28 protein-coding genes are annotated in these 26,459 nt (G+C 60.3%); 11 read left to right on the plus strand and 17 right to left on the minus strand.

Translation table 11 applies throughout. The annotated features are described in order from the left end of the window. Nucleotides 1-178 precede the first annotated feature (178 nt). On the plus strand, nt 179-2,836 hold the full coding sequence (locus AC6CIA_RS15865) for a hypothetical protein (protein ID WP_498313315.1): 2,658 nt from the start codon (nt 179-181) through the stop codon (nt 2,834-2,836). 59 nt (nt 2,837-2,895) lie between these two features. On the opposite strand, the gene dsbG is transcribed toward AC6CIA_RS15865, so the two are convergent. The 3 genes from dsbG to dsbD are packed head-to-tail and all read right to left on the minus strand — an operon-like array spanning nt 2,896 to nt 6,232. Beyond that, nucleotides 2,896-3,657, minus strand: a complete 762-nt coding sequence (gene dsbG / locus AC6CIA_RS15870; RefSeq protein WP_498313317.1) for a thiol:disulfide interchange protein DsbG — start codon at nt 3,655-3,657, stop codon at nt 2,896-2,898. Next, nucleotides 3,633-4,502 carry a TlpA family protein disulfide reductase gene (locus AC6CIA_RS15875; protein WP_498313319.1) on the minus strand — a complete coding sequence of 290 codons (870 nt, stop codon included), beginning with the start codon at nt 4,500-4,502 and terminating at the stop codon, nt 3,633-3,635. The genes dsbG and AC6CIA_RS15875 overlap by 25 nt, the downstream gene beginning before the upstream one ends. After that, a complete protein-coding gene (gene dsbD / locus AC6CIA_RS15880) occupies nt 4,502-6,232 on the minus strand; it encodes a protein-disulfide reductase DsbD (protein ID WP_498313320.1) in 1,731 nt (576 codons plus the stop codon). The genes AC6CIA_RS15875 and dsbD overlap by 1 nt, the downstream gene beginning before the upstream one ends. Before the next feature lie 171 nt (nt 6,233-6,403). Between dsbD and AC6CIA_RS15885 the strand changes: the two genes are divergently transcribed. From AC6CIA_RS15885 to AC6CIA_RS15905, 5 genes are all read left to right on the plus strand, one after another. Next, nucleotides 6,404-7,084 carry a response regulator gene (locus AC6CIA_RS15885; RefSeq protein WP_498313322.1) on the plus strand — a complete coding sequence of 227 codons (681 nt, stop codon included), beginning with the start codon at nt 6,404-6,406 and terminating at the stop codon, nt 7,082-7,084. Beyond that, complete coding sequence (locus AC6CIA_RS15890) at nt 7,084-8,403, plus strand: ATP-binding protein (protein WP_498313324.1); 1,320 nt, start codon at nt 7,084-7,086, stop codon at nt 8,401-8,403. Before AC6CIA_RS15885 ends, AC6CIA_RS15890 begins: the two co-directional genes overlap by 1 nt. 119 nt (nt 8,404-8,522) lie before the next feature. Further along, the gene (locus AC6CIA_RS15895) at nt 8,523-9,296 is read left to right on the plus strand and encodes an N-acetylmuramoyl-L-alanine amidase (RefSeq protein ID WP_498313326.1); all 774 of its coding nucleotides are present in this window, start codon (nt 8,523-8,525) and stop codon (nt 9,294-9,296) included. A gap of 150 nt (nt 9,297-9,446) precedes the next feature. Continuing rightward, the gene (locus tag AC6CIA_RS15900) at nt 9,447-10,859 is read left to right on the plus strand and encodes an aspartate aminotransferase family protein (protein WP_498313328.1); all 1,413 of its coding nucleotides are present in this window, start codon (nt 9,447-9,449) and stop codon (nt 10,857-10,859) included. 81 nt (nt 10,860-10,940) lie between these two features. Next, complete coding sequence (locus tag AC6CIA_RS15905; protein WP_084378247.1) at nt 10,941-11,165, plus strand: MbtH family protein; 225 nt, start codon at nt 10,941-10,943, stop codon at nt 11,163-11,165. 143 nt (nt 11,166-11,308) lie between these two features. Here AC6CIA_RS15905 and AC6CIA_RS15910 read toward each other — a convergent pair whose 3' ends face one another. The 10 genes from AC6CIA_RS15910 to soxR all read right to left on the minus strand — a co-directional run bounded on the left by AC6CIA_RS15910 (nt 11,309) and on the right by soxR (nt 18,764). After that, complete coding sequence (locus AC6CIA_RS15910; RefSeq protein WP_498313329.1) at nt 11,309-12,268, minus strand: metal ABC transporter solute-binding protein, Zn/Mn family; 960 nt, start codon at nt 12,266-12,268, stop codon at nt 11,309-11,311. Then, a complete protein-coding gene (locus AC6CIA_RS15915) occupies nt 12,268-13,167 on the minus strand; it encodes a metal ABC transporter permease (protein ID WP_084378249.1) in 900 nt (299 codons plus the stop codon). The genes AC6CIA_RS15910 and AC6CIA_RS15915 overlap by 1 nt, the downstream gene beginning before the upstream one ends. Beyond that, entirely contained in the window at nt 13,164-13,901 is a 738-nt protein-coding gene (locus AC6CIA_RS15920; RefSeq protein WP_498313331.1) for a metal ABC transporter ATP-binding protein, read from the minus strand. Before AC6CIA_RS15920 ends, AC6CIA_RS15915 begins: the two co-directional genes overlap by 4 nt. Beyond that, nucleotides 13,898-14,818, minus strand: a complete 921-nt coding sequence (locus AC6CIA_RS15925) for a metal ABC transporter substrate-binding protein (RefSeq protein ID WP_498313333.1) — start codon at nt 14,816-14,818, stop codon at nt 13,898-13,900. The genes AC6CIA_RS15920 and AC6CIA_RS15925 overlap by 4 nt, the downstream gene beginning before the upstream one ends. Nucleotides 14,819-14,852: 34 nt before the next feature. After that, a complete protein-coding gene (locus AC6CIA_RS15930) occupies nt 14,853-15,428 on the minus strand; it encodes a DUF6162 family protein (RefSeq protein ID WP_498313334.1) in 576 nt (191 codons plus the stop codon). Continuing rightward, nucleotides 15,425-15,754, minus strand: coding sequence for a hypothetical protein (locus AC6CIA_RS15935; protein WP_498313336.1), 330 nt, complete (start codon nt 15,752-15,754; stop codon nt 15,425-15,427). The genes AC6CIA_RS15930 and AC6CIA_RS15935 overlap by 4 nt, the downstream gene beginning before the upstream one ends. Continuing rightward, on the minus strand, nt 15,751-16,290 hold the full coding sequence (locus AC6CIA_RS15940; protein ID WP_498313338.1) for a PA2404 family protein: 540 nt from the start codon (nt 16,288-16,290) through the stop codon (nt 15,751-15,753). Before AC6CIA_RS15940 ends, AC6CIA_RS15935 begins: the two co-directional genes overlap by 4 nt. Next, nucleotides 16,291-17,499: a PepSY-associated TM helix domain-containing protein gene (locus AC6CIA_RS15945; protein ID WP_498313340.1), complete on the minus strand. Its 1,209-nt coding sequence runs from the start codon at nt 17,497-17,499 to the stop codon at nt 16,291-16,293. A 249-nt stretch (nt 17,500-17,748) separates the two neighbouring features. After that, the gene (locus AC6CIA_RS15950; RefSeq protein WP_339531841.1) at nt 17,749-18,222 is read right to left on the minus strand and encodes a VOC family protein; all 474 of its coding nucleotides are present in this window, start codon (nt 18,220-18,222) and stop codon (nt 17,749-17,751) included. 95 nt (nt 18,223-18,317) lie between these two features. After that, entirely contained in the window at nt 18,318-18,764 is a 447-nt protein-coding gene (soxR, locus tag AC6CIA_RS15955) for a redox-sensitive transcriptional activator SoxR (RefSeq protein WP_498313342.1), read from the minus strand. 100 nt (nt 18,765-18,864) lie between these two features. Between soxR and AC6CIA_RS15960 the strand changes: the two genes are divergently transcribed. From AC6CIA_RS15960 to AC6CIA_RS15975, 4 genes are all read left to right on the plus strand, one after another. Next, on the plus strand, nt 18,865-19,230 hold the full coding sequence (locus AC6CIA_RS15960; protein ID WP_498313344.1) for an antibiotic biosynthesis monooxygenase: 366 nt from the start codon (nt 18,865-18,867) through the stop codon (nt 19,228-19,230). Between the two features lie 131 nt (nt 19,231-19,361). Continuing rightward, nucleotides 19,362-19,631 carry a hypothetical protein gene (locus AC6CIA_RS15965; protein ID WP_498313345.1) on the plus strand — a complete coding sequence of 90 codons (270 nt, stop codon included), beginning with the start codon at nt 19,362-19,364 and terminating at the stop codon, nt 19,629-19,631. 234 nt (nt 19,632-19,865) lie between these two features. Next, nucleotides 19,866-21,026 carry a cysteine desulfurase family protein gene (locus tag AC6CIA_RS15970; protein WP_498313347.1) on the plus strand — a complete coding sequence of 387 codons (1,161 nt, stop codon included), beginning with the start codon at nt 19,866-19,868 and terminating at the stop codon, nt 21,024-21,026. A 50-nt stretch (nt 21,027-21,076) separates the two neighbouring features. Beyond that, nucleotides 21,077-22,885, plus strand: a complete 1,809-nt coding sequence (locus tag AC6CIA_RS15975; RefSeq protein WP_498313349.1) for an aminopeptidase P family protein — start codon at nt 21,077-21,079, stop codon at nt 22,883-22,885. 43 nt (nt 22,886-22,928) lie between these two features. Here AC6CIA_RS15975 and AC6CIA_RS15980 read toward each other — a convergent pair whose 3' ends face one another. Together AC6CIA_RS15980 and AC6CIA_RS15985 are read right to left on the minus strand one after the other, a co-directional pair. Continuing rightward, entirely contained in the window at nt 22,929-23,519 is a 591-nt protein-coding gene (locus AC6CIA_RS15980; RefSeq protein ID WP_498313351.1) for a 2-hydroxychromene-2-carboxylate isomerase, read from the minus strand. 37 nt (nt 23,520-23,556) lie between these two features. Then, complete coding sequence (locus tag AC6CIA_RS15985; protein WP_498313353.1) at nt 23,557-24,288, minus strand: SDR family oxidoreductase; 732 nt, start codon at nt 24,286-24,288, stop codon at nt 23,557-23,559. Nucleotides 24,289-24,379: 91 nt separating this feature from the next. Here AC6CIA_RS15985 and AC6CIA_RS15990 point away from each other — a divergent pair, with 91 nt between their 5' ends. Next, a complete protein-coding gene (locus AC6CIA_RS15990; protein WP_498313354.1) occupies nt 24,380-24,940 on the plus strand; it encodes a TetR/AcrR family transcriptional regulator in 561 nt (186 codons plus the stop codon). A gap of 13 nt (nt 24,941-24,953) precedes the next feature. On the opposite strand, the gene AC6CIA_RS15995 is transcribed toward AC6CIA_RS15990, so the two are convergent. Together AC6CIA_RS15995 and rhtA are read right to left on the minus strand one after the other, a co-directional pair. Then, nucleotides 24,954-25,235, minus strand: coding sequence for a hypothetical protein (locus tag AC6CIA_RS15995; protein WP_084378265.1), 282 nt, complete (start codon nt 25,233-25,235; stop codon nt 24,954-24,956). 169 nt (nt 25,236-25,404) lie between these two features. Then, complete coding sequence (gene rhtA / locus AC6CIA_RS16000; protein ID WP_498313356.1) at nt 25,405-26,292, minus strand: threonine/homoserine exporter RhtA; 888 nt, start codon at nt 26,290-26,292, stop codon at nt 25,405-25,407. Between the last annotated feature and the right edge of the window lie 167 nt (nt 26,293-26,459).

A 26,459-nucleotide genomic window follows, 5' to 3' on the forward strand; every position in this document is an offset into this window, starting at 1 on the left:
CTGACAGTAGGCAAGCCTGTCGGATCGAGCGATAGATAACCGGAGTTTCTCGCCTGCACACGTGGGCGAAGTGGTTATCCATCGCAGGACAGGAGGTCTTATCATGGCTAAAAAAACACCCGCGCAAAGCGTCTCCTCTTCGAGAGCCGTTCGCGCTTCAGCGCCCCGGTCGGGCGTCGTGGCTGAGCTGCCTTACCCGATTATCGAGTACGCGGCCAACAACAGCGTGCTGTACCCCATCGATGCGAAAACGGGCACCAAGGCGACTATTGCCTTTGAGGGCATGGGCACTACGCCGATCACTCTGTACTGGGAAATCAAGAAGCCCGAGGGCGGCGGCGATGACCTGCCGGTCTTCGAGCCGATCCAGACCACCGGTGAGGCCGATGGCAGTGTCGAGGTGGCGATTCCCTGGGAATATGTGAGTACCTGCATCGGACACACCGTGCTGATCTGGTATACCGCGACGCAGGGCGGACAACCCCAGCAGTCCCTGGAACTGGAACTGGAGATCCAGCATATTCGGGAAGCGGACCTCCTGGGGTCGCTACCGGTGTTTGTGCACTCGAAACGGGAGTGGAACACCTGGTGGTTGGACATGCACACGTTCGAAGGCGACGAAACCATTCGCGTCAAGGCGTGGCCGATGATCCAGGCTGGGCAGCGGTTGTTTGTGACCGTGGCGGGTGACCAGCATGAGGTGCCCTATCAATTCATCTGGGTGGCATTCGATCATGTGGTCACGTCTGCCGAGACGGATCCAGAGCACGTGTTCGAATTCAAGTTGTCCCGTGGCTGGATGTCGCGCCGGCAGGACTATTCAGCCCTGACCACGCATATGGGCGTCATCTGGGACCAGACTGCGCCCGTGCTCCCCGAGCCCAATGACCCTGTGCATGAGAACCCGCTGCCGATCAATGCCCAGGATTTTCACTTGCGTACCACCACACTGTTGCGGGTCGACCCGGCCATGGACCTGCCGCCACCGCACCTCAAGGAATCGGTGGAATGTGGCGCCGAGGGATGGTGTGTCAACCCCGTGAACACGGTGAATGGCGGGCATATTGTCATCGCCTATGACGGGATGCAGGCCGGTGACATTGTCTGTCCTGAGTTCGCCGGCACGCCCGGCCTGGGTTCACCGGCCCTGGAATGCCGCACGGTACAGGACGGCGAAACCAGCCTGGAGTTCCCGGTGCCAGCCTCGGCCATCAGCGCCAATTTTGGTGAACCGATTACTTTGAGCTACACCGTCAGCTACAACGGCACAGGCCCTTGGCTGTCTCCGCCACGGGTGGTGAACGTTCTCGATATCAGTGGCTTGCCCACGCCGGCGGTGGAACAGGCCACCGGTAAAACGCTGGATCTCAATACCTTCTCCGGGGATGCGGACGCTACCGTTATCCGCTGGCCTTACATCGAACTGGAACAACCTTGTTGGCTATGGGTGACGGGTGAGTTGGAGGATGGCACTGCATACAGCTTTGAGGTGCTGGAGGGCGAGCCCGTCTCCGCGCAATGGCTGGCCAGTGGCGTCAATACACCCTTGCCTCGCGAAGCACTGCAACGGCTGGCCGATTGCAAACCCTTCCAGGTGCATTTTGCAGTGAACTTCAATGGCCTGGCGGACAAGGCCAGTGCGAAGAAATTCCCGGTGTTGACCTTGGGGATCGTCCAGGAAGACCTGGTCCTCGGTGCGCCCACGGTTCGCGAAGCCGTGGGGACGGACCTGACGATCTGGAACGCGCGCAATGGCCTGACCGTGCGGGTGGCGTACGAGCGCATCAGTTCGCATCATACGATCAATGTGCAGTGGGTCAAGGCGGACGGCAGCAGCTTGCCGCTGGCGCCGAAACCAGGCAACAGCGACCCGGGTTATGTTGATTTCGCTATCCCCCGTGAAGCGGTGATTCATGGCGCGGGCAAAACCATCCTGATCAGTTACACCGTGACCAGCGCCTGCAAGTTGGCGCCTTCCAAGCTGCTTGCGTTGAACATCAGTGTGCCCGTGCGTTTGCCAACGCCGGTGGTGCCACAGGCGACGCCGCCAGCCACCCAGGGCGGGAGCCTGGATTTGCGGACTTTCGCCGGTGATGCGGATATCACCGTCAATGATGAAAACTACGAGAGTGCCTGGTGGTTTGCCCTGGTCGGGCAGCGCGTTTGGCTGCGGGGGAGCGGGACCCTGAAAAATGGAGGTCCCTACACGATCAATGTGTATGTGGGCAAAGTCGTCACGGTTGAAGAGGTCAGCGCAGGGCTGGCGGGTATCTTGAAACGCACCGAGCTTAAGTTGCTGAAAGACGGCAGTGCCTTGACCTTTACCTGTAAGGTCACAGCCGATGGCAGTACCCGCGAGAATGAGGCGGTTGTGTTTCCGGTGCTGGCGTTGATCCTTCGCCAGCCCTTTGATGACTTCACCCCGTTTACAGGAGGCAACTGGAATAGCTGGAGGGCCGGGCAAGCCGCCAATGGTGAGATGAGGTACCGCACGGTTTTTGGCAAGTCATGCGTGGCGAATGGCACTGCTCATATTGGGGGGGTAGGTCCCGTTCTTTATAAAGACTATACCGAGCTGCAGGTGGGTCGCCGTTATACGTTCAGCATGAATGCTTGCACTTACAATGGCGCAGCGCCAATGCCCAGGTTGTCACTCAGGACCAGTTCCGGGTCGGTTACGGGGATTACGACCTTTACCAGCATGGCGTGGACGCCGCTGAGTGGGGAGTTTATTGCAAGCGCGACGTCAATGCGCCTGGAAATCTGGAGCCATGAGGGGTCGGGTGTGACAGGTAACGACTACGCGATAACGGACATCAGGGTGCGTGATAGCTAAAAGCGCTGTTTTCCTTCGATGATGAATGCTCCTGCCATTGGCAGGAGCATTTTTTTTGACTACTTAGGCCCCAATATCTTCACCAACTTATCCGGCGACGGCGCGCCTTGCTGTTGCTGCAATTGCCCCTTGTCATCCAGATAGAAAATCGCCGGTGTGGCTGACAACTCCAGCTCATCCATCAACTGCATATTGGCATCGAGTTTGGCCTGGACCTCGGCGGGTATTGTATTCAGTGCCTTGAGCTGGCTGCCTTTACCGGCGGCCTCATGCTCTTGCAGGGCCGTTGCCGGGTCTTTGCTGGCCAGCAGCGCCGCCGATTTGCCGGGGCTGTCTTCGCGAATAATCCCGACCATGATGTGTCGCAACTGCACCTTGCCGGCGTTCACCCACGGGCGTGCCTGTTCCCAGAACATGTTGCAGTACGGGCAATTCGGGTCGCTGAACAGGTAGACGGTGCGCGGAGCCTGTTTGTCGCCGTCCTGGATCCAACTGCTCTGTTCCATCTTGGCCCAGATTTCCTTGGCCATTGGCGCGTACACCAGTTTTTCCAGGGGCGCGCTGCTCAGGTCATTGCCCTTGGCGTCGTACAGATTGCCGGCGATGACGTGCTGGCCGTCGGCGGTCAGGTACAGCGCCATGCCGCGGTTCTGGTATTGCGCTGCGTAGCCCTTGAGGCCGCCGGGAGCATCGAAACTGCCGATGATCTTGGCGCCCTTGGCTTCGATCTGTTGGATCGGTGCTGGCCATTCTTCGGCGTGAGCGAGGGTGGCGGCCAGGGTCAGCGGCAACAGGGTCAGCAGGTGGCGGAGGCGGGGCATAACGGTTTCCTTGTGGAGGCTGGCTTGGCAGCGGTTGTGTCCGTGGGGTCGAAATATTCCATGGCGCGGGCCAGGCTGGCCTGGGATAACTCACCGAGGTGGCTGTTGATCAGGCGTCCATCGGCTTGATAGAAGAGGGTGGTGGGCAAGGCCATCGAACCGACGGCTTGGCCGAGGTGGCCGCTGGCATCGAACAGCACGTTGTCCAGGTTCAGGCCCTGGGTCGCCAGGTAGGTGCTGACGCTTTGCATGCTTTCAGCCTGGTTGACGAACAGAAAGGTCACGTCGGGCCGCTGCTTCTGAGCATTTTCCAGTACCGGCATTTCGCGTCGGCACGGCGGGCACCAAGTGGCCCACAGGTTGATCACCAAGGGACCGCCTTGGTAGTCAGTCAGTTGTACGGTTTCGCCACTGGCAGTGCGCAGGGTTATCTCCGGCAGACGCGTGCCTTTTTCGTAGATATTCAAGGAAAAGCTGGCCATCGCCCAGAAGGCCAGGCCCGCGATGACACCTGCGCTCAACGGCTTGCGCAGGGGCGGGCGACGCCAGCCCCAAAGCGTTGCACCGAGCAGCAGCGCGATGACGCCGGGCCAGGCAAGGAAACCGCCGTCGCGCAGGTCGACGATTTGCAGCGGGTCGTCGCGGTAATAGGCCCAATACATCAGGACGAAGCTGATCCGCGCACTGAGCATGCCCAGCAGAAACAGGCTGAACAGCACCGATTCGGGGTTCTCGCCGCCGCGCTTGGCCACTCGCCAGCCCACCAGCGTGGCGAGGATCAGTGCGCTGATCAGCAGCAAGTGGTTCAGTGCGATGGCAAAGGTGCCAATGGTCAGCGTCAGCATCAGAGGGCGTCCCGGGTCTGGGTCCAGCGTTGCAGGAAGGCCTCGGCGTCCACTTCGCCGGTGATGCGCTGGGCGCGGCGTTCCTCACCGTCCGGACCGATCCAGACGAAGCTCGGTGGGCCCGGCACTTTGTAGCGTCCCAGCAATTCACGGCTGGCTGCAGTGTCGGCGGTGACGTCCAGGCGCAGCAGGCGCACGTCCTTGAGCGCGTCCATCACTTCAGGTTTGCCGAACACCTGTTTTTCCATGATCTTGCAGGACACGCACCAGTCAGCGTAGTAGTCCAGCAGCACCCATTGGCCTTGGGCCTTGGCGCTGTCGAGCTGGCTTTGCAGCTGCGTCGGGTCATTGAGGGTGAGGAACGCATCGTGGGCGGTCGGTGCGCTGCTGATCTGCGATCCGCTGTAGACCTTCAACGGTTGCCACAGATCATCGCTGCCACCGGCCGCACCCACCACCAATACGACGCCCCACAGCCCGAGCACCAGGGAACCTGCGCCGATGACCTTGGCCGCAAGTCCATATTCACGCGCCAGGCCCCAGCCGCAATAGGCCATGACCAGCGCCAGCACGCCCCACAGGCCGAGCCACAGGCTTTCACCGACCACCGGGCGAATCATCAGCACGGCGGTGGCGAGGAACAGGAAACCGAAGATGCCCTTGAGCACATTCATCCAGGTACCTGGCTTGGGCAGGAAGCGATTGCCCACGGTGACCAGCAGCAACAGCGGCACGCCGATACCGATGCCCATGGCAAACAGGATCAGTCCGCCGTGCACTGCGTTGCCGCTTTGGGCGATGTACAGCAAGGCGCCGGCGAGTGGCGCGGTCATGCACGGCCCCACCAGCAGGCCGGACAGCGCCCCGAGCACGCCGGCGCCGACCAGGCTGCCACCGCTTTGCTGGCGGCTCACATTGTCGAGGCGATCACGCAGGAACGCCGGCAATTGCAACTCGAAGAAACCGAACATCGGCAACGCGAGGATCACAAACAGCGCGGCGAAACTGCCGAGGATCCACGGCGTCTGCAACCAGGCGGCGAGGTTGCCGCCCAATAGCGCCGCCAACACACCGAGGCTGGCGTATACCAGGGCCATGCACACTACATAGCTGGCGGCCAGGGCAAAGCCGCGTCGCGGGCTGGCGCCGCTGCCGACCACCAACCCGGCGAGGATCGGCAGCATCGGCAATGAACAGGGCGCAAAGGCCAGCAGCAGCCCCAGGCCAAAGAACACCAGCAGGCTCCAGCCGAGGCTGCGTTGTTGCAGGCCGCTCGCCAGGCTTTGATCCTGCGCCTGGGCGGTGGCGGCGACGGCCGGATTGCCACCCAGGTCGACCGTGATCGACTGCGGCGGATAGCACAGCCCCGCATCCGCGCAGCCCTGCCAACCCAGCTTGAGCTGGCCGGTGGCGCCCGCGGGAATCTTCACTTCAAGGCCCTGGCGATACACTTGCTGCTCGCCAAAGAACTCATCGCTATGGGCTTCGCCTTCAGGCAACACCGGCTTCTGGGCCAGGCCATCGAACTTCATGCGCTGTTGGTACAGGTAGTAGCCATCGGCAATCTGCCAATACAGCTGGGTTTCGCCGGACGCCAGGCGTTCGGAGGTAAAGACAAAGGCTTTACCCACCGGGAGGAAATCGGGTTTGGTTTCGAAAGGATTATTGCCAGGCGCGGCCTGGGCCAATCCAGTGAACAACACCAGCAGAAAGATAAACAGATGCCGCATGGTCAAGCCTTAGTTCGATGCAAGTGGGGCACACAATGTGTGGCGCTGATTAACCGATGATTAACCGGGCTATTCTAAGGTGTAGGGATTATCTGAGCGTGCCTCTTTTAACGGCATAATGCGCGCTTAATCCGTCATCCTTTAAATCAGCACTTTTGCGAAGGGTTCACCATGCACGTACTGGTCTGTGAAGACGACGAACTGATCGCCAGCGGCATCGTTGCCGGCCTCGGCGCCCAGGGCTTCACGGTCGAGCGCGTCGGCACGGCGGCGGCGGCCCGGGCGATGCTCAAGGCGGCCGAGTTTGACATCATGGTGCTCGACCTTGGCCTGCCGGATGAAGACGGCCTCAAGCTGTTGCAGCAACAGCGCAGCGCGGGCCTGGAGATTCCCGTGTTGATTCTCACGGCGCGGGACTCGGTGACCAACCGGGTCGATGGGCTGCAAGCCGGGGCCGACGATTACCTGCTCAAGCCCTTCGACCTGCGCGAACTCGCTGCGCGTCTGCAAACCTTGCTGCGCCGGGTCGCCGGGCGCAGTGTCAATCTGATCGAACACGGCCGGCTGACCTACAATCCCAGCAGTCGGGAAACCTTGCTGGGTGGCCAGCCGGTGGACTTGTCCCGCCGCGAGCAGGCGCTGTTGCAAGCGCTGCTGCATAACAAGGGGCGGGTGCTGTCCAGCGAGCAGCTCAAGGACAGCGTCTACGGTTTCAACGACGAACTGGAAAGCAATGCCTTGAACGTCCATATCCACCATCTGCGCCGCAAGCTGGGCAACGGCATTGTCGAGACCGTGCGTGGGCTCGGCTATCGCCTTGGCTCCGTCGATACTGGAGAGGACGCTTCGTGATGAGCCTGCGTCTGAGGCTGACGTTCAAGCTGGGCGCCGCGTTCGTGCTGATCTGGACGCTGGCGGCGGCCTGGATGCTGAACGACCTGCGTAAACAGATGATGTTTTCCCTGGATCAACGGTTGGTGGCGTCGGCACGCATGGTGGCCGGGTTGATGGAGCAGATGCCGGACCTGGTGAGTGTGGGCGAGGGCAAGCGTTTCGGTGCTGAGCAATTGAATGTTCCCGGCGGCATGGCGTGCCAGGTCAGTTCGCTGCGGGGCGAAATCCTCGCCCACAGCCATAGCACGCCGGATCAGGGGCTGGAGTCCCGGCAAAGCGGTTTTCGCGATCAGCTCATCGACGGTGCCAGTTGGCGCAGTTTTACCCTGGCCCGTGGCGACTTGCTGATCACCACGGCTGATCGCCAGGTGGAGCGCGAGGCCTTGAATATGTCGATCCTGCTGGCGGCGTCGGTGCCGGTGGGTGTGGCGCTGCTGGGCTGCCTGTGCCTGCTGTGGCTGGGGATTGGCCAGAGCCTGGTGCCGCTCAACCGGATGCGCGATGCACTGCGGCGCCGCAGCGCCGATTCACTCGAACCGTTGCAGATTCATCCGTTGCCCAGTGAGCTCAAGCCGCTGCTCGACACTCAGAACCAATTATTGCAACGCATCGCCAAGACCATTGAGCGTGAACGCCGCCTGACTGGCGATGCCGCCCACGAACTGCGCAGCCCGCTGACGGCGATCAAGACCCATCTGCAAGTGGCGCGCATGACCGAGGGGGCGGCTCGCGACCAGTCCCTGGCCCACGCCGAGGAAGGCGCCGACCGTTTGCATCGCACCCTTGAACAGCTGCTGTTGTTGGCGCGGGTCGAAGGTAGCCTGTCGTTTGACGATGGCTTGCAATCGAGCGCCGAACAAGTGGCACGCCTGGCCATTCAGGATGCGAATGCCGGGGATAATCGACGGATTGACCTGGTTCTGCCGGAGACCTTGCCCGAGACACCCGTGGAAATGCCGGTGGGACTGGCCGTCGCCGCCTTGCGCAATCTGCTGGATAACGCCTTGCGCCATACCCCGGACGACACGCGGGTGGAGCTGAGCTTGTTCACCAGCGGCGACCAGGTAGTGTTCCGTGTGCGTGATCATGGCGCGCCGATTTCCAGCGAAGACCTGCAAAACCTCACCCAACGCTTTTGGCGCAATGGCAACAGCGCCGGTTGTGGCCTGGGGCTGGCCATTGTGCAGGCGATCGTGCAGCGTTGCTCCTGTTCGTTGACGTTCGACAGCCAGGCGGATGGTCTGCGGGTTGATTTGGGCATGCCGTTGCGGCGCTGAACCTTCACCGACACCTGCTGCACATAGATACCGCCATCCTCCCGAAGGATGGCGGTATTTTTTTGGGTTTGAAGGTTTACCGGCTGAATGACTCAGCCTGTGTTGAAAAGGACAGCGCCATGTTGGTCATCGATACCACTTACCCTGCGAAAGATTTTAATGAGCGTGATGACGAAGCTGTGCGCCAGGTGATCGTGCATTACACTGCAGCACCGTTTGCTTCATCCCTGCGCACCCTGACCCAGCGTGGGGTCAGCGCGCACTACCTGCTCCCCGACCCGCATGAGGCCAGCTACCAGGCCGCCGGCTATGACGAACTACGCGTGTTTCGGCTGGTGAGTGAGCGCCAACGCGCGTGGCATGCCGGCGCCAGCCATTGGGCGGGACGGGATAACCTGAACAGCCGTTCGATCGGCATTGAAATCGTCAATTTGGCCCGGGATGAGGGTGGGGTTTTTACCTTTGCTGCGTACGCTTCGGAGCAAATCGAAGTGCTGATTGCCTTGCTCCGCGACATTTGTCGACGCTACCCGCAGATCGGTGCCACGGACGTCCTCGGGCATTCGGATGTAGCCTACGCGCGCAAAAGCGACCCCGGCCCCCGGTTGCCATGGCGGCGTCTGTTCGAAGCGGGTATCGGCGCCTGGTTCGACGAGACCGTCAAAGCCGCCTATCAACGTCGGTTTCGTCTCGGGTTACCCATGGAAGTGGAGATCGAGCGGGCATTCCAGCGCTACGGCTACGCGCCGGCGAAAAATCGTCAGGCGTTCCAGCAACGTGTCCGGGCGTTTCAGATGCACTTCCGGCCTGCCGATTATGGCGGACAACTGGACATCGAAACCTGCGCGATTCTGTATGCATTGAATGAAAAGTACCGCTGTACCACCGAGTAGCGGCATTCGCCGGTTTTTAACGATCCACGGTGTAAATTCTCAAGCCGCTGAAGCGTTTCCAGAACAGGAAATCCGTGCGTATGCCCTCTTGGGGCCAGACGCCAACGGATGGGCAGTTTGGTCATTATCAGCGTATTGAGGGATCGAGAGATGTCAGTCGCTACCAGCCATATCGAAGATTTTCAGGTTCCGGCGACCCCGGCACCCGTCGAAACACTCTATGAGTTCAACGAGTCTCCGCTGCTGGCCCGTCAGTGCCAGCAGGAATCCAATGCCCGCAGCTATCCCCGACGCATTCCCCTGGCGCTCAAGCGTGCCAAGGGGATTTATGTAGAGGACGTCGAAGGCCGGCGTTTCATCGATTGCCTGGCCGGCGCCGGCACCTTGGCCCTGGGGCATAATCACCCGGTGGTCATCGAGGCAATCCAGCAGGTGCTGTGCGATGAGTTGCCCCTGCATACCCTGGACCTGACCACGCCGGTCAAGGACCAGTTCGTCCAGGACCTGTTCGGCTTGCTGCCGCAGGCGCTGGCGCGGGAAGCGAAAATCCAGTTCTGCGGACCGACCGGTACCGATGCGGTGGAAGCCGCGTTAAAGCTGGTGCGAACCGCCACCGGACGCAGCACTGTGTTGTCGTTCCAGGGCGGCTATCACGGCATGAGCCAGGGGGCGCTGAGCCTGATGGGCAGCCTGGGGCCGAAAAAGCCTTTGGGGGCGTTGCTCGGCAATGGCGTGCAATTTCTGCCATTCCCTTATGACTATCGGTGTCCCTTCGGCTTGGGCGGCGCGCAAGGGGTGAAGGTCAACCTGCATTACCTGGAAAACCTGCTGAATGACCCTGAAGCCGGTGTCCTGTTACCGGCGGCGGTGATCGTCGAAGTGGTGCAGGGTGAAGGCGGTGTGATTCCGGCGGACCTCGACTGGCTGCGTGGCCTGCGACGGATTACCGAGCAGGCTGGCGTGGCGTTGATTGTCGATGAAATCCAAAGCGGTTTTGCGCGTACCGGCAAGATGTTTGCCTTTGAACATGCGGGCATTGTCCCGGACGTGGTGGTGCTGTCCAAAGCCATTGGCGGCAGCCTGCCGTTGGCGGTGGTGGTGTATCGCGACTGGCTCGACACCTGGCTGCCGGGCGCTCACGCCGGGACCTTCCGTGGCAATCAAATGGCGATGGCCGCGGGCTCGGCGGTGATGCGTTACCTCAAGGCGCACGACGTGGCAGCCCACGCGGCAGCCATGGGCGAGCGGCTGGGCGAGCATCTGCGTGTCTTGCAACGGGACTTCCCGCATCTCGGTGATGTTCGCGGGCGCGGCCTGATGCTGGGCGTGGAGTTGGTGGACCCCAACGGTACGCTCGACAGCCAGGGCCATCCACCGGTGCATCGCCAGTTGGCACCGTTGGTCCAGCGTGAATGCTTGAAGCGCGGACTGATCCTCGAGCTGGGTGGGCGCCATGGTGGCGTGGTGCGCTTCCTGCCGCCCCTGGTGATCAGCGCAATGGAGATTGACCAGGTTGCGCAGATCTTTGGTCGCGCCTTGGCGGCAGCGGTGGCCAGCCTCTAATTTTCCACAGACCTTGTACGTTCCTACTACATCAGTGCCGTGCGTGGTGCGCGGCCAGCCTTTGAGTGACGGAGAACCGTAATGACCTCAGTATTCGACCGCGAAGACATCCTGTTCCAAGTAGTGGTCAACCATGAAGAGCAGTATTCCATCTGGCCTGACTATAAGGCTGTACCGGAAGGTTGGCGCACCGTGGGGAAAAGCGGGATGAAGAAAGACTGCCTGGCCTACATCGAAGAGGTGTGGACCGACATGCGCCCGCTGAGCTTGCGCCAGAAGATGGACGGTCAAGTGGTGGCGGGCTGATCAAAGGCTGCAAACAAAGGCACCGATCAATTAAGCGAATGAGGTACCTGTAGGAGCGAGCTTGCTCGCGAAGAGCTCAAAGACGCCGCGTTTATCCAGAATGCACGCGTTATCGTCGAGGTTTTTCGCGAGCAAGCTCGCTCCTACAAGGTCAAGGCCTCGATCAGTTGATTCACATTCCCCTCCAGCTCCGCCACCGGGTCCGCGCCGTCGGTACCCAATACCAGCAGTGTGGCGCCGCTCGCGCTGATCGCCGATTTCACCGCCTCGGCCGGCTGGTGATGGTGCAGCACCAACGCCACGTCGTTGTCCTTCAAATTGTCAGTCAGTGCCTTCAAGGCATCAGGGGTCCATTCGGTATCGGGCCGTGGATCGGTGCTCACCAACTCCAGATTCAGCCCGCTGACCAAATACCCGAAATGATCGCTCAAGCTGACTACGCTCAGGTTCTCGGCCTCGGCCAAGCGCGCCTCGCTGTCTGCGTTGAGCTTGAGTAAGCGCTGCTTGAGGTGCGCCAGGTTGCTATCGATCTGCACCTTGGCATCGGGTGCCAGGCGTGACAGGTCGGCAGCCATTACATCCGCCATGCGTCCCAGGTTGTTGCTCGACTGCCAAGGCTGGCTGTTGAGGCCATCGACAGCGCCAGGTTGCAGGGCGATCCCCGGCAGGCCGCCATCCACCGGCCGCGCGGCGTCGACTTCAACGATGCGGATGTTGCTGCGACGTGAAACCGGGTAAAGCGGGTCGTCCGGCCAGATCGACCGCAGGCCGATGGCGGCGTCGGCATCCAGCGCCAGGGCGTGCAAGGCGGGCGCGCCGCGCCCGGTGAAGTAGGAGGTCTGGCGTGAACCGGGCAATTTGGCGGGCGCCGCGCGTTCAAGTCTGACCTCGGTGCCTTTGAGCAGTTGTTCGGCCAGCCCGTAAGTCACCGGCAAGGCCGCCAGGACTTTCACCGGCTTGACCGACTTGGCCTTGGACAGGGCGGCGTGGCCAACGCCTTGGTTGCCGGTGATCGGCAGCGGTTTGAAACTGTCGCCTGCCAGCAGCGGAGTGCTGATCAGGCAAGCGATGGTCAGGGCCAGGGGGCGAAGAGCAGCGTGCATTATCCGAGGTTCCCTTTCAGGCTGGGGAGAGTACCGCGCGCAATGGCGGCGAGGGCGAAGGCGATACCGGCAACCAGAATGATCGCGGCACCGGACGGAATGGGCAGGTCAAAGATGATCGGCAGTAGGATTCCGCACAACGTGCTGAGGGTGGCAATCACCACCGAGATCCAGAAAAAGCCCTTGAGCGACTGGCTCAACAAGCGCGCGGCAGCAGCCGGGATCACCAACAGGGCGCCCACCAGGATCGCACCGATGACCTTCACCGCGGCCACGGTGATCAGTGTCACCAGGATCACGAACAGATAATCCAGGGTCTTCACCGCGACGCCACGCACCGCGGCCAGTTGCGGGTTGAAGCTGGCGAGCATGATGCGGTTGTACAGTGGCAATGCCAGGGCCATCACCAGCGAGCCGACAATCGCCAGCACCAGCAAGTCATTGCCATTGACGGTCAGCACCGAGCCGAACAACACGTTCTCCAGGATGTGCACATTGATCTTGCCCGCGAGGATCAGCAGCAGGCTCGCGCCCAATGCCAGCGACACCGAGAGGAAAACCCCGATCAGCGTATCGGGGGCCAGGCCGGTGCGGTTGCGCAGGTAATTGAGCAGGATGCCGAACAGCAGGCAGTAACCGAACAGGCTGCCATAGGGCCCGGTATAGGGTTCTCCCAGCAGAATGCCGACGGCCACCCCGGTCAGCGCGGCATGGCCGACCGCTTCGGAAAAGAACGCAAAGCGCTTGACCACCACCAGCGTGCCCAAGCCGCCCAGCACCGGGCCGATCAATAAACCCGCGAGCAACGCGTTGACCACAAAACCGTAGGCCAGGGCTTCCGGTAGATACCCGGAGGAGGCCCAGCCCTGGACCATCAAGCGGAAGGCTTCGTAGCTCATTGGGCCGTGCTCCGTGGGTGCGTGGAAAACAGCGTCAGCAAGCGATCCGGGGTCAACGCTTGCTTGGGCGTGGCATCGAACAGTACGCGGCGATTCAAGCCGGTCACCCGATCCGCCAGGCGCGCGACGGCTTCCAGGTCGTGCTCGATCCACAGCACGGTGATGCCGGTCTGGCGCCAGTCGTGGAGCAAGCGTTCGAATACCTGGATCCCGGCCTCGTCGAGGGCAGACATCGGCTCATCAAGCACCAGCAACTGGGGCGCTGGAATCAGGCCCTGAGCCAACAGCACCCGTTGCCGTTCGCCGCCGGACAACGCGCCCATGCGGCGTTTGCGCTTGTCCTGCATGCCAACGCGCTCCAAGGCTTCGCCAATCGCGGCGGCGTAGTGCCGGGACAAGCCAAGAAAGGCCGGGCGACGCTGGCACATGGCTGCCATGAAATCATCGACCGTGATCGGTAGACCTCGGTCGAACTCCAGCGCCTGGGGCACGTAGCCGATGGTGCCTGGCGCATCCGGCCAATGCAGGCTGAGTTGACCCTGGTGCGGGGTTTGCCCCAGCAGGGTCTTGATCAGCGAGCTTTTGCCACCGCCGTTGGGGCCAACCAACGCGTGAATACTGCCCGGCTGGACCTGGAAACTTACCGCTTCGAGGATCGCGGTGCGCCCGAGTGTCAACGAGACCTCGTTGAAATCAATCGTCGGGCCGATGCCAAGGAGTTCGGCCGCCGTCATGCCCCGGACTCCTGGATCGCGCGGACCACCGTGTCGAGGTTGCCGGTCATTTCCTGTTCGTACTTTTCAGCGCTGTATTCACCGTAGGAAATATGCGACAGCGGGTAGAGCTTGACCCCGGATTCACGCTGGATGGTATCGACGTAGCTGGACGGAAAGTCTATTTCCGAGAAGATCACTTTGACGTCCAGTTCACGTAGCTGGTCGATGGTCTTCTTCAATTGGCTCGGACTTGGTTCGATGCCGTGGGCCGGTTCCACCACTGCAGTGACTTCCAGGCCAAACTCGCGCAGCAGGTAGTCATAGGCAGAGTGTACGGTGGCTACTCGCAGGTCGGGGTTCGGTGCGCTGGTGAGCTTGGCCAGGGCAGCGGCACGCATCTGGCGCAGGCGCTTGCCATAGGCGCGGGCGTTCTGGGTATAGGCCTTGGCGTTGTCCGGGTCGATCTTGCCCAACTCCCGGGCAATGTTGTTGACCTGGGCGATGGACGCACTGATCGACAGGAAGGTGTGTGGGTTGACCACCTTGCCGGCGCCACGGGCGGCATTGCCGGTGGCCGCGAGCAGGGGCACGTTGGCGTTGGCTTCAATCACCGGGATAGCCGGGCGCTCGCTGGTGGCGATCATGCGGTCGGCAAAATCATCATGGCCGACGCCATTGAGTACGATCACGTCCAGCGTGCCGATACGCTTGATGTCTTCGGCGCGCGGTTCGTAGGCGTGGGGGTTGAACCCGGCCGGAATCAGCGGCACCACCTCGGCCTTGTCGCCGACGATATTCGCCACATAACTGTAGTACGGATGCAGGGTGATGCCGATACGCAAGCGTTTGCCCGCCTCGGCGTTGGCCAGGGGTACCAGCACAATGCTGATCAGGCCGACCAGCAGGAGGCGTAACAAGGGAGATAAAATGGACATGGGGACTCGGTCTTCTCTCGGATACAGCATGAATTCAGTGGCGATGCTGGCGGGTGACGCCGGCGTCGAACTGCGCCACGACCTGCTGCCAGCCGGCATCGATCAATGCCTGGTCGCTAAGGTCGCTGGGAGCGGCGAGGTTGGCGCGACGATTGAGCCAGATGTCCGGCTCGGCACCGCTCACGCGCATCAACAGGGAGCCGCTGGTTTCCACCGCCTGACTCAAACCCAGGTAGGTCGAAGGCTCCAGCAATTGCCAGTGATGGCCGCCACGGCTGATCGAACTGGCGTCCTGGGCGAAGGGCGCGAACCCGTCCTCAGCCAGTTGCGCGGGTGTCGGCAAGGCGTTTTGTTCCTGCTGGAGCAATTGAATTTCATCCAGGGTCACCCGCAGATCGGCATAGATGCCTTGCTCGCCCGCGCTCAGGTCGCGGCGGGCGTCCAGTTGGTGGCTGGCCACGGCCTGGACTTCTTCGGTTTCGCCATGCAAGGCCACCACCGTGCCGGCAACCGCCAGGATGATCAGGCAGAGCAGCAGGACATAGAGCGTTTCGTGACCGGCTCCAGCCGGCCGGACGATGTGCGTACTTCCTCGGGTGGCGACGGTCATTGGGGCTGGATATCCGCTTGGTCGATCTCGACAACGTGGCCAGGGCCGGCATCAAACAACACGTAGAACTCGGCGGAAGGTTTCTTGAAGGTCAATGTCGAGTCCTCGCGCAGTTTGCCGGGCACCAGGATGGTTTCGTCGTAGCCGATCACATCCAGGGTCACGCCGGGCGCCCCACTGCCGTCGGAAAAGCCGCCGGTGCATTGGATCTGCTCGCCGGGGATTTCCTTGCATTCACACATTGGGTTGTGGGCCAGGGCGTAGGTGCTGACGCCTGTGCAGAGGATCAGCGCGGCGCAGGCGCGGGTCAGGTGCGTGAAAGTCATGGTTTAACTCCTTGCTTGTTCAGCCAGGCGATGGTGGCAGGCGAGGCCTGGCTCAAGGGAATGGAAGCCTGTTGCATGCTGCCGTCCCAGCCTTCCATGGTGATCCACAGTTCGGCATCGGGCGAGGTGCGTGCGGGAATCGGCAGGGCCGCGCCCATGCGGTAGGCGGTGCCGAAGAAAATCACCCCGGCAGCGCGCAGGCTGCGCGGCTTGCCGATACGCAGGTAGGTGGCTTTGACCTGGTCGCCGCAGGTGTCGCACAGGGCTGCGCTGAAGAATTTCATGGGGCCCGCCGGATCCGGTCTCGGCCCCTCATTACGCAGCTCGGCCAGCTTGATGCTCCACGGACCGACCTGCACCTCACCGACTTCGCGTTCGCCCAGGCCGCTGTCACCGCGAAACAACGCGACGTCGGCAAAATACTTGGGCATGAACCCCAGCGGAATCAGCAACAGCAGGATATTGATATGGAAACGCCATTTAAGCCAAAAGGCACGCAGGGGTGAGGGCGGTTGAACGGCGGTGGCCTTGCTCATCTATTTGCCCTCCGAGGTTTCAGCCTGCATGACGGCGATGGCTTGAGGCGCAGCGGTGTTGCGAGGTGCCTTGGCGCTGCGCTTGAGCGCATGCAGGGTGGCCAGGGCCGTGCGCTTGCTCCAGATCAGTAGGCCGCTCAAGACCATCATGCTCAACAACAGGCCGAAGAAGAACCAGATCAATTTGACCCACAGCCCGCCAAAGTCACCGGTGTGCAGCGGACGCATGGACTCGGTCACGAACTCAAGGCCCGAGCGGTCGGAAAGCAGGTGCGAGGCAGCAATCTCTCCACTGTAGGGATTGATTTCGGCGGTCTGGAACATCAACGGGTACCAACCGCGCCCGCCGACGGCCAGATGGCTATAAGCGTTGCTCGGCAGACTGACGAAGTTGACCTCAAGCCCGGGAATACGCTGGGTGGCAATTTCGATCGCAGCGTCCAGCCCGATCATGGGCGCCGGCACGCCGGGGCTGGACAGCGGCACTTTGTCCCGGGCAATGACCGGAACCACCGGCTGGCTGGAGATAGTGATCTGGTTGTCCCCCAGGATGGCCTGGATCATGAACCAGGTCCCGGTGATCGAAATGACCGCAATAAACCAGATCGACCAAATGCCGCTCAGGCGGTGGAAATCCCCCCAGAAAATCCGCGCCCCGTGGTTGAAGCGCAAGGTGGGTCTGAAGAAACCTTTCCAGAAACGCTTGTAGACCACCAGGCCGGTGACCAGCGAGGCGAGCATCGGTAACCCGAGGAACGACACCAGGTACCAACCCCAGCTATAGCCGTTCGTGAACGGAACCAGCCACCAACCGTGAAGGGCGCGGGTGAAGGCTTGAAAGTTGAACGACGGGCTGATGCCCTGAATCACCCCGGTGTAAGGGTTGACGTATACCGCTACCGACCGACCGTCGGGGTAGCTGATATCGACGGCGAGGGCGAAGTGCGATTCGTCCGGGCGCCTCAGGGATTCGACGATGGCCTTGGGTTCGGCGCGATGGATGGCGGCGATGATCTGGTCATAGCTCAGCGGCTGGGCATCGTCCGACGGTTTGCTGGCACGCATTTCGGGGTTGGCCAGCCAGACGATTTCCTGGCTGACGACCGCGAGGGTGCCGGTAACGCAGACGATCAGTACGAAGAACCAGATGGGCAACGCCAGCCAGCTATGTACAAGAAACCAGAGTTTGGAGCGTGACTTCTTTGACATGTTAATGAGGATCTTGAGCGGGAGGGGCAGTGCAGGCCCGGGAAAGGCCAGTCGTAGCTTTTGCTTACGCGACGGGCTGTATCTAAGTTAAGACGGATGAGAAACGAAAAACCCTAAGCGATAAATGAAAGTAAATGTTTCAGATACGCATTTACGGACGCTGGCCGTGCGCCAGGCCGCTAAACACAGCAGCAGGAGCTGACGAGGTGCTGTCTCGACAGTTCCTGCAGGGAAAGATGACCGGTCGCCTTATGCGTCTGGTGCTGTTGGCTTGAACAGCGCGTCGGCGCGCTGGCGCACCTCTTGTTCTGTCAGGTCCTCTTGGTGCGTGGCGAGGAACCAGACGTGCCCGAACGGATCTCTCAACGTTCCGGAGCGGTCGCCGTAAAACTGATCCTTCGGCTCGGAAATTACCGTGCCTCCAGCCGCGATCGCTTGCTTGAATTGCGTGTCCACATCATTGACATACAGGTGCAACCCGACGCTGACGGGTTCTTGTCCAGGACTGCCGAAAGCCATTTCGTCACAGGGCGAGGCCAACATGATTGCCGAGTCGCCAATGCGCAGTTCAGCGTGACCGACCTTCCCGTCGGGCATGTCCAGGCGCATGATCTGCTTGGCGTCGAAGGCTTTTGTGTAGAACTCGATGGCTTCAGCGGCTTTGTCGATGCCCAGGTAAGGCGTGAGGCTGTGATAGCCCTCGGGGATGGGTTTAACGCTCATTTCGTTCTCCTTGATTGTTGTTGTGGAGGGCGCCGGTTTTCCGGTCTTTTCACTATAGGTCACGGGCCTGGCCGCTTCCTGGCAACCGACGACCGTCAGCTTTTGCCGGGTTCCAGCAACTGCGCCCCGGGCCCGTGCTCGCCCAACTGATCATCCTGATTGCGCAGTGGGCACGCCTCCAGTGACAGACACCCGCAACCGATACAGCCCGTGAGCTTGTCCCGCAGCAGCAACAGCTTGTTGATGCGCTCATCCAGATCTTCACGCCACTGCGCCGACAAGCGCTCCCAATCCGCAGCGGTGGGCGTCCGGCCATCGGGCAAGGTTTTCAGGGTTTCGTGGATACTGGCCAGGGGAATCCCCAGGCGCTGTGCAATCTTGATCACCACCACCCGACGGAGCACGTCACGTGGATAGCGCCGCTGGTTTCCGGCATTGCGATTGCTTTTGATCAATCCCTTGGATTCATAGAAGTGCAGGGCGGTGACCGTCACGCCACTGCGTGCTGCCAATTGGCCGACGGTAAGTTCCTTGGCAATCATGAGCGCCTCCCGAAAAATGCTTGACCTTTACTTAACTAGAGGTTTTACCCTGCGTGATATTGGATCGCAAGATTTCACTTACGGTGAATGGGGAGTTTTCATGCAGGAATCAGCGAAAAGTCGTGGCTTTACCCAATTGATCGAATTTCACATAGAACCCAGCCAGCAGTCCGCGCTGGTACTGGCGCTGTCCGAGCAGACTGAGCGTCTGGCCCTCGAGCATCAGGGTTTTCTCAGCGCCAGTGTGCAAGTCAGTGATGACGGGCGGCGGGTGCTCAATTACCTGCATTGGATGTCCCGTGAAGAGGGGGACGCGGCGTTCAAGCGTTTTGAACAGCAAGGGGAGAGTTTCTGGATGTTGATCCGCGCCCATCAGGCGACTGCCGTGACCTTCGGTTCATTCCAGGTGCTGCGTAGCATTGAGCGAAGCCATGACAACGCTTTGCATTGCACACTGTATCGATAGCGCTAACACCTGTGCGCCTTACACGCGCCGAGATTGCTGATAGCGACTATCACGGAGGATGATTTTTCCCTGCGCGAGGGCGGGAGTAGCCTGTGTTCATTGACTTCAGCAGGCTTCGCAGGACCTCCATCATGAACCGTATACTCGCCATTTCGTTGTTGCTTGTCACCTCTGTCCTCGCCGGTTGCGCGACGCATCCTGCTCCTGAATTGCGGCCATACACCGCAGAAGAAAGCCGGCAGTTGGCGATGGAGGCGCTGAACCGTCGTGGCTTGTCGTTTGACGAATATCAACAGAAAAAGGCGCAACTGACCGCCCAGCCGCAGAAGCCTTTTGGTTTTGATCGCCAGGGAGAGATGAACGCCGAGCGCAGTGTGACGTTGCAGGGCCGTCCCAGCTGATCAAGGCCTGCGGCGTCGCCGAGCCCGAAGTTCCTCGTTGGAACTTCGGGCTTTTTTGTTTTCCAACCTTTTCGCCGAGCCTGTTAAGCTGAATTCCAGGAGCGTTCCTACGCACTTTTAAATAAAGTCGTCTTCCTTTAACGGCGCGCGATCAGTTAAATCTGAGATATTTCTACACTGGTCGCGGCCCCTGGGATACAAATCTCGGGAACATGCTCTGCGAGACTCAACGCCATGAATAAACGTCCGCTGTATTTCGATTACGCCGCCACCACACCGGTGGATGAGCGGGTCATTCAGGTCATGATCGATTGCCTGGGTTTCAACGCCAACTTCGGTAACCCGGCATCCAGCTCCCATGCGTTCGGCCAGCAGGCTCGGCAAACGGTCGAGCAGGCGCGGCGCCAAGTGGCACATCTGGTCGGCGCCCAGGCTGAACAGATCGTCTGGACGTCTGGCGCAACCGAATCCAACAATCTTGCGATCAAGGGCGTGGCCCAGGCGCGTGGCATGACGGGCGGGCATGTGATTACCAGCCAGATCGAGCACAAGGCGACCCTCGATACCGCTCGCCAGTTGCAGGAAGCCGGTATTGCGGTCACTTATCTGGTCCCCGACGCAGAAGGCTTGATCAGTGTAGAGGCGCTCAGCGAGGCGTTGCGAGACGACACTTTTCTGGTGTCGCTGATGCTGGTCAACAACGAACTGGGCACGCTTAACGACATTCCCGCCATCGGTGCGCGGGTCCGTGAACACGGTGCGTTATTCCATGTGGACGCAGCGCAAGGGGCGGGCAAGGTGGCCATTGACCTGGCGCGCTGGCCCGTCGACTTGATGTCGTTTTCAGCACACAAGCTTTACGGCCCGAAAGGCATCGGTGCGTTGTATGTCGGGCCGCGGGCGCAGCAAAAGGTCTTGGCGCAGATTCACGGTGGCGGTCATGAAGGCGGGCTGCGCTCCGGTACCTTGGCGACCCATCAGATTGCTGGCATGGGCAGCGCTTTTGCGCTGGCCGCCGAGTCCTTCGCTGAAGAGTCGGCGGTCATTGTGGCCCTGCGCGAGCGCTTGCTTGAACAACTGGACGGCATCCCCGGCGTGCGCCTTAACGGCAGCGCCACTCAGCGTATCCCGCATACGTTGAGCCTGACCTTCAACGAAGGTGAGTTCAATGCGGCGGCGCTGAGTGCCGGGATTGCCTTTTCGGCCACCTCCGCGTGCAACTCGGCGAGCAACACGCCCTCCCACGTGCTCCAGGCCTTGGGTCATGACGCGCGCAGCGCAGCGCGTACCATCCGTTTGAGTCTGGGACGCTTTACCACCGAGCAGGATATCGATCAGGCTGTGCAGTTGATCAGAACTGCGCTGACCAGCGCGCCGGCCTTTTGGGCGGTGTGAACAGGTCATCCGCAGCACATAATAATGATGAGTGGTTAGCAGGAGACATAATGAGTACGCAGTCTTTGACCCATGGAACGGTCCCCCAGCGCATGGCGCGTATCCGCGAGTTGATGAGTCGGGAAGGGATTCATGCCTTGCTGGTTCCCTCGGCTGATCCGCACCTGTCCGAATACTTGCCGGGTTATTGGCAGGGGCGCCAGTGGTTGTCGGGCTTTCATGGTTCGGTGGGAACGTTGATTGTCACTGCCGATTTCGCAGGGGTTTGGGCAGACAGTCGTTATTGGGAGCAAGCGACGAAGGAACTTGCAGGCAGCGGCATCGAGTTGGTGAAGCTGCAACCGGGTCAACCTGGGCCATTGGAGTGGCTGGGGGAGCAAACTCCGGAAGGTGGCGTTGTAGCGGTCGATGGCGCGGTGATGGCCGTGGCGTCCGCACGTACTTTGAGCAGCAAGCTGGAAGCGCGCGGCGCTCGCCTGCGCACCGATATCGATCTGCTGAATGAAGCCTGGCAAGACCGTCCGGCATTGCCGAACCAGCCGATCTATCAGCACTTGCCTCCCCACGCCACCATCAGCCGGACGGAAAAGCTCGCGGATCTGCGTAAAAGCCTGAAGGAAAAGGGCGCGGACTGGCATTTCATCGCGACCCTGGATGACATCGCCTGGTTGTTCAACCTGCGCGGGGCCGATGTGTCGTTCAACCCGGTATTTGTCTCCTTTGCCTTGATCAGCCAACGGCAGGCGACGCTGTTTGTGGCGCTGGGTAAAGTCGATGCCGAGTTGCGCGGCATACTCGAACAGGATGGCGTGACACTGCGTGACTACAGCGAAATTGCCGCCGCCTTGCGTGACGTGCCTGTTGGCGACAGTCTGCAAGTCGACCCCGCGCGAGTCACCGCGGGCTTGTTGAATAACCTGGCCAGTGGCGTCAAATGGGTCGAGGGGCTCAACCCGACTACATTGGCCAAATCCCGCAAAAGCCTGGCGGACGCGGAACACATTCGCCAGGCCATGGAGCAGGATGGCGCTGCGTTGTGTGAGTTCTTCGCCTGGTTCGAGGGGGCTTTGGGGCGCCAACGGATTACGGAATTGACCATCGATGAGCACCTGACCGCTGCACGTGCGCGTCGCCCGGGTTATGTGTCGTTGAGCTTCAACACCATTGCGGCGTTCAATGCCAATGGTGCGATGCCGCATTATCACGCGACGCAAGCAGAGCATGCAGTGATCGAAGGCGATGGCTTGCTGCTGATCGACTCAGGCGGCCAGTATCTGGGGGGGACCACCGATATCACGCGGATGGTGCCGATTGGCACGCCGAGCGATGAGCAGAAGCGCGATTGCACGCGGGTGCTCAAGGGTGTGATTGCACTGTCCCGGGCGCATTTCCCCAAAGGCATCCTCTCGCCCTTGCTGGACGCTATCGCCCGTGCGCCGATCTGGGCGCAAGGGGTGGATTACGGACACGGCACCGGTCACGGCGTCGGTTATTTCCTCAATGTGCATGAAGGTCCGCAAGTGATTGCCTATCAGGCAGTCGCGGCGCCGCAGACGGCCATGCAGCCCGGGATGATTACTTCCATCGAGCCAGGGACCTATCGGCCGGGTCGCTGGGGTGTACGTATCGAAAACCTGGCGATGAACCTTGAAGCCGGCAAGACCGAGTTCGGTGAGTTCCTCAAGTTCGAAACCTTGACGTTGTGCCCGATTGATACCCGTTGTCTGCTGCCCTCGTTGCTGACAGGTGAAGAAGTGCAGTGGCTCAACGACTACCACGCTCAAGTACGGGAGCGTTTGAGTCCATTGCTCAGTGGCGCGGCGCTGGAATGGTTGCAGGTGCGCACGGCACCGGTATGAAGGCCGGCAGCAGGGGCAGGACCCGTTGCTGCCAGATGATCATCTAGAGCAGGGCTTCGCGTACGAAGTCCAGGCGATCCTGGCCGAAGAACAACTGGTCGCCCACAAACAGGCTGGGGGCACCGAATACGCCGCGTCGGATGGCCTGTTCGGTGTTTTCCCTGAGGGCAGCTTTCACGTCTTCGGCATTGCTCAACTCCAGTACCTGGACAGGATCGAAACCATGTCCGGTAAGGACTTCAGCCACCACGGCGGGATCGCCGAGGTGGCGCCCATCGACCCAGATCGCTTGGAACAGGCAGTCGATAAAGTCGAGAAAACGCTTCGGCTGGTGCAACTGAATGCTGGTGACCGCTCGCATCAGCATCAAGGTGTTGATAGGAAAGTGCTGATTGAACTTGAGGGGGACACCGTAACGCCGTGCGTAGCGTTCCAGATCTTGAAGCATGTAGCGGCCCTTGGCCGGGATGGTGACAGGAGAGGCATTGCCAGTGGCTTTGAACACGCCTCCCAGCAGCATGGGTTGATACACCAATTGGCTGCCGGTTTCAGCGCAGATTCCAGGAAGCTGGGTGTAGGCCAGGTAAGTGGCGGGGCTGCCGAGATCGAAAAAGAACTCCAGGGTTTTATGCATGGTTGCGGCTCGCTGCTTATTATTAGTGGAGACGGGTTTACCAAGGTTCATTCCAGGGCCGCAGATCCAGCTCGAAGGTCCAGGTATCCCGTGGCTGACTGTGCAGGTACCAATAGCTATCCGCGATGTGTTTGGGATCAAGAATGCCGTCTTGATCCTTGAGGGCGTATTTTTGCGGGAAGTTATCGCGGATGAAATCAGTATCGATGGCGCCGTCCACCACTACATGGGCCACATGGATGTTCAAGGGTCCAAGCTCCCGCGCCATGCTTTGCGCCAGGGCGCGTATTCCATGTTTGGCGCCGGCGAATGCGGCAAAGCCGGCCGCGCCACGTAGTCCTGCGGTGGCGCCGGTAAATAGAATCGTGCCCCGTTGGCGAGTCACCATTCGTTTTGCCACTTCCCGGGCATTCAGGAAGCCTGAGAAGCAGGCCATCTCCCAAATCTTGAAATACTTGCGTGCGGTTTCCTCCAGGATACTGCAGGGCACGTTCGCGCCGATGTTGAAAACGAAGACTTCTATGGGCCCCAGCTCGTTTTCAATCTGCTCCACCAGAGCGATGACCTGGTCTTCCTTGCGTGCGTCGCAGGCAAAACCGTAGGCCTCGCCGCCAGCGGATTGAATGCTTTCCACCAATGGTTGCAGCTTATCGGCGCTGCGCCGGGTGACACAGGCGACATAACCTTCGCTGGCAAAACGCTTGGCTATTGCTCCGCCGGTAGCATCACCAGCACCGACGACCAATACGATCTTCTTATTGTCAGTCATTGCTTCAACCCTTTGTTAAACGATCGTTAGCTAAACGAACGTTATGCTATGATCCATTGGGCGTCAAGGTTGCGAAGTCGAGAGGAAGGTGATGCGTTATTCCGTCAGTCATAAACAACAAACCAGAGAAAAGCTTTTGCAGAGCAGCGCAGCCCTTGCGAAGAAGGAGGGGTTCGCGAATGTCGGCGTGGATGGCTTGATGAAAGCCATAGGGTTGAGTGGCGGGGCTTTCTACAGCCACTTTTCTTCCAAGGACGAGTTGTTCGGCTCAATCGTCGAGCGTGAGTTAAGCCAGAGCCTGGAGCGGTTGGGGGCGGGGGACGCGCAAAACCGCGAGCGGCTGGACCGTTGCCTGAAGTTCTACTTGAGCATGGCCCATGTGGAGCAGGCAGAAAGCGGTTGTGCCTTGCCGAGCATGGGGGCGGAGATAGCGCGATCGGATGTCGCAGTGCGCGAACACGCGCAGACATGGATCTGTCGGTTGCATGCCAACTGGGCGCGTACTCTCGAGAGTGAAAGCCTGGCGTGGGCGATTCTGTCCCAATGCGTTGGGGCGTTGGTAGTTGCCAGGATGATGGTCGACCCGCACGTACAGTCGCAGGTGCTTTCATCCAGTTATCAGGAGCTCAGTCGGCGAATGGCCGATCACTGAGCCTGCACTCAGGCTATTTGCAGATGACGATCATGCTGCGGCTGGTGTAGCCGGCGGGATTCAGGCCGAAAGGATAATCCCCGGGCTCTTCCGAGTCGTCTCCCGACTTTGCAATGACCTTGTAGCCTTTCTTGCCGCACGAGTTGGCTGCACTGGTGTAGCACTTGCCCCAGGAGGAGGACAGGCCAGAACAGTTGATATGCAACCCTTTCTTTCCGCGCTTAACTTCTGTCTTGGTGGTCGCGGCGCAACCGGCAAGGGCGACCACGACAAGCATTATCAAAATTCGCTTCATTACCATCCTTAATAGCCTGGCCGCGTCTGGACGCACCGCTGGCTTTGCTCGCTCACGAATGCAGCGTTCTTGGATGTCCCTATTCGAAAATTTCCATGACTGGCACTGAGTTACAGACTAAACATGGCCTAATTGAGCGGCAAATGCCAGAGCTACGTTAAATCCGGAATCAATCTGCCGCGACCAATGGCGTTGATTCGTTGCGTATGGACAAGGTTGCGCCCACGGAGGCCAGGATAATGCAGGCGATGGCGAGCCATTGCGCCAGGGACAGGTATTCCTGAAGGAAAAACAGCCCGGATAAAGCGCCGAACGCGGGTTCGATACTCATCAACGTGCCGAACGTGCGCGCGGGCAAGCGAGTCAGTGCAACCATCTCAAGGGTGTAGGGGAGGGCGGTGGAGAGAATCGCGACGCCGATGGCGATCGGAATCAGAGAAGGCGTCAGCAGTGCGGAGCCGGCGTGAACTATTCCGATAGGTGCGACAAATAAAGCGGCGATCATCACGCCGAGGGCGGCCGTCTGGACGCCGTTATCCGCCCCGGCTTTCTGCCCAAACAGAATATAAAGTGCCCAGCAGATGCCTGCGCCTAATGCATAGGCGGCACCTGTCAGGTCAATGCCTTTGCTGGTTTCTCCGACCGGTATTAACAGCAGTAGGCCGATGATGGCCAAGGCTATCCAGAGAAAATCCACCGCACGCCGTGAAGCATAGATGGCGACGGCCAGCGGGCCGGTGAATTCAAGTGCAACCGCAATACCCAAGGGAACGCTGCGCAAGGACATATAGAAGAGGAAATTCATGCCGCCCAGTGCCATCCCGTAGACGATGACCGTGCGCAAAGAGCTGGCGGTGAGCTTTGCACGCCATGGGCGCAATAGAAGCAGCATGATGAGGCTGGCGAAAACCAGGCGCAGGGTGGTGGTGCCTTGGGCTCCAACGATAGGAAACATGCTCTTGGCCAGGGATGCGCCTGACTGTATGGAAGCCATGGCAATCAGCAACAAGCCGACAGGGAAAAGCGCCGAGGCCATGCTTCGCGATGAGGTGTTCATTTGGGTATCTGTCCGGGGTCATATAAAGAAGCAAGACGACTATGATGCTCAACTCACTTGATTTGAGCAATATACTGCTCAATTCGGGTTGATTTCTTTCTATGCAGGCAGCGTTCAGCCGGTTTCGATAGAAAAGTGGAATTAACGGTTGACGGCGAATTATATCT

It is taken from the genome of Pseudomonas sp. GQ91 (assembly GCF_059758795.1).